Origin of the sequence: Caballeronia sp., assembly GCF_049581465.1 — a bacterium.
GTDB lineage: Bacteria > Pseudomonadota > Gammaproteobacteria > Burkholderiales > Burkholderiaceae > Caballeronia.
Window position 1 is genome coordinate 1 of the sequence record NZ_JBAUSA010000541.1, and the last position, 2,575, is coordinate 2,575.

Here is a 2,575-nt window from a genome sequence, read left to right on the forward strand (position 1 = left end):
ACGACCGTCCGTTGGTGTAGCCATGTCCAGGCGAACGGCGCGCAATCGCTCTTCACGCATCACTAAGCGCAGAAGCACGCGTAGCGGCGCAAAACGGCGCGGCAACAGGCTTCGGCGGTGTGGCTGACGGTTTGTCGGAGAGCATCTCGACCACGAAGAACGGACTATGGGATGCTGGACCTCTACCCATAAGACCGACGGTGTGTAACCTACCGATCATATATATCGGATGCGATTTGCTCGATTGCGCTTGACATTCCGACGCACTCGCGCAACATTAAGCTCACGCGATTAGATCGTATCCGCTTTAGTAGATTTTTTCCACTTTTCACCAGGAATTCACACCATGGCTCCCCTCGAAAAAGTGCTGTACACCGGCAAAACCCTCACCTCCTCGGGTGGACGCAATGGCACCTCGCGCAGCTCTGACGGACGTCTGGACATTCAGCTCTCGTCGCCTGGCACCTTGGGCAACGGCACCAATCCGGAGCAGTTGTTTGCCGCTGGGTGGTCAGCCTGTTTCATCGGCGCGATGGGGCTGGCGGCCGCCAAAATGCAAATTGCCCTGCCCGTTGACCTCGCGGTTGATGCCGAGGTGGACTTGGGCACAACAGACGGCGCCTATTTCCTCCAGGCTCGCCTGAACGTCAATGTGCCGGGTGTGGAGCGCGAAGTCGCCCAAGCCCTGGTCGACGCCGCACACCAGACATGTCCGTATTCAAAAGCCACACGCGGCAACCTGCACGTCGTGATCAACGTGGTCGAGCACGCACCCGTCGTGGCTTAATCGCTCGAATCGTTCGTCTAGTTCAATACCGCATCTTTATTGCGACCCAACCATTTTTGGATCTTTCATCATGAACAAGCACCTGATCGCCGTCATCATCGCAGCCAGCGCCGCTATCGCCGCTCCCGCTTTTGCCAGCAGCGGCTACGGTCCGGCACCTCATTACAGCCCGATCGACGGCGCATCCGCATCGCAACGCGGTCAAAGTGCCGCCACGATTCACGCAGAGAACGCTAACGCCGACTCGCGGGCGTTTGGTGGCGTCGCCGACACGACGTCCCAATCCGGTAGCCGCGTCCACGCTTACGACGCGCAATCGCTCTTCGCGCATCACTAAGCGCAACCAGGCCTGGACGGGTTTGCGGGTGTGATTGAGTACGTAAGCGACAAAGCCAGCGAGAGGCGCTCGTGCGGCAGGAGCGCTTACGGCGCTAACCTCGTAAAGACCAGGTCATGGTCTTTCACGTTGGCTTGATGGCAGGCAAAGCACGTTTGGTGCTGCGCCTCGTCGGCAGGTTTTCCATTGATGAATCGGCCGAACCCCCAGCCACCGGTGGAAGCGTATTTCTTTGAGTCCTTGACCATGAATTGAACTGTCGTAGCGGCACCCGGAAACGTGGCGGTTTTAGATTCGGTGGACGAAACGCGCTTCCAGGCCAGTTTGGCAAGAATGGTTCCATCAGGAAACGGAAGGGTCGCGTTCCAGACTGCCTTGATCGCGATGGGATTCCCAAGCACGACGCGAAGCTCGTCCAGAGGGGCCGCTTCCTCGGCTGGCGCGATCATTTGCCACTGCCGATACCCTTGGGGGATCGTGACGGCATAGATCGGCGACGCGTCTTCAGCATTCGCACCCGCGGGGCCCAATGGTTTCACATCCTCGGCGGCCGAGGATACCGCCGAAAAAGCGATCCACGCGGTGGTAGCTGCAAGTAATCCAGCATGGGTCAATTTCATGAAAAGACTCCCTTTATTGGTTTTGTGGTGACGGGCGATTCAGATAGCAGACCTTAGGTTATAAGGACTTCGACCATGACGCGGGAAGCAATGGGGCTAGTACCGGCGACTCGCCACTCGCGGCTGTCGACGAACACCTCCAGCGCGTAGACGACACGTCCGCCGCTGCCTGCGCGTTCGCCGCACAGAAACCACGACGCCCGCATGATCAACGCCGGGACTTGTATAGAGACACGGTGGACGCTCGGTTTTTAAAGCTAATGAAGTGACGCTCTGCCAGTGGCGTTAGGGGGCAGAGGAAACTCGAGGCACTTGGGGCACCGCTATGCGGCGAGCGCTGCTGCTCGCTTGTGCAGACTGCTTGGTCAGGGCACCCGGTGCGGACACGCCGTGCCTCGAAAGGCACAACCTGACGGCTTAGGGGCGTGCGTAAATCGGGCCAAGGCCAATCACGTTCGACTCCGCCAGGCGCCCGCTTGTTGCCGACGCGCCGCTGGTCGACGCACCATACGAAGTTGCGGATACGCCGTTCTCAGCGTTCACGCGTGCCTGGGCTGCTTCAATGTTCTTCGGATATTGGGTTTGATCGGTGGCGGGGTTGTAGCCGGCCTGTTCCAGTTGAACCAGTTCGGCACGCACTTCGGCGCGGGTAATAGGTGCATTTGAAGGTGCATTCGATTGAGCGAACGATACGGCCGGGACGGCGAGGACAGCGGCAACGATAAGAGATTGAACGAGTTTCATGATTTCTACCTTCGGAGATTGGTGTTAAGCAAATAGCCGTTTGCGTTTGGGTGACTGACGCCAGATAGCGCCAGCGATGTCTTACGT

At 58.6% G+C, this 2,575-nt stretch carries 5 protein-coding genes; 2 read left to right on the forward strand and 3 right to left on the reverse strand.

Translation table 11 applies throughout. The features are described from left to right. Positions 1-346 precede the first annotated feature (346 nt). Together WCA53_RS13370 and WCA53_RS13375 are read left to right on the forward strand one after the other, a co-directional pair. Positions 347-787 carry an organic hydroperoxide resistance protein gene (locus WCA53_RS13370; protein ID WP_423910750.1) on the forward strand — a complete coding sequence of 147 codons (441 nt, stop codon included), beginning with the start codon at positions 347-349 and terminating at the stop codon, positions 785-787. A 67-nt stretch (positions 788-854) separates the two neighbouring features. Next, complete coding sequence (locus tag WCA53_RS13375; protein WP_423910765.1) at positions 855-1,124, forward strand: hypothetical protein; 270 nt, start codon at positions 855-857, stop codon at positions 1,122-1,124. An 86-nt stretch (positions 1,125-1,210) separates the two neighbouring features. Here WCA53_RS13375 and WCA53_RS13380 read toward each other — a convergent pair whose 3' ends face one another. From WCA53_RS13380 to WCA53_RS13390, 3 genes are all read right to left on the reverse strand, one after another. Then, a complete protein-coding gene (locus WCA53_RS13380; protein ID WP_423910753.1) occupies positions 1,211-1,744 on the reverse strand; it encodes a cytochrome P460 family protein in 534 nt (177 codons plus the stop codon). 53 nt (positions 1,745-1,797) lie between these two features. Continuing rightward, on the reverse strand, positions 1,798-1,950 hold the full coding sequence (locus WCA53_RS13385) for a hypothetical protein (RefSeq protein ID WP_423910756.1): 153 nt from the start codon (positions 1,948-1,950) through the stop codon (positions 1,798-1,800). A gap of 211 nt (positions 1,951-2,161) precedes the next feature. Beyond that, positions 2,162-2,488, reverse strand: coding sequence for a DUF4148 domain-containing protein (locus tag WCA53_RS13390; protein WP_423910761.1), 327 nt, complete (start codon positions 2,486-2,488; stop codon positions 2,162-2,164). Positions 2,489-2,575 lie beyond the last annotated feature (87 nt).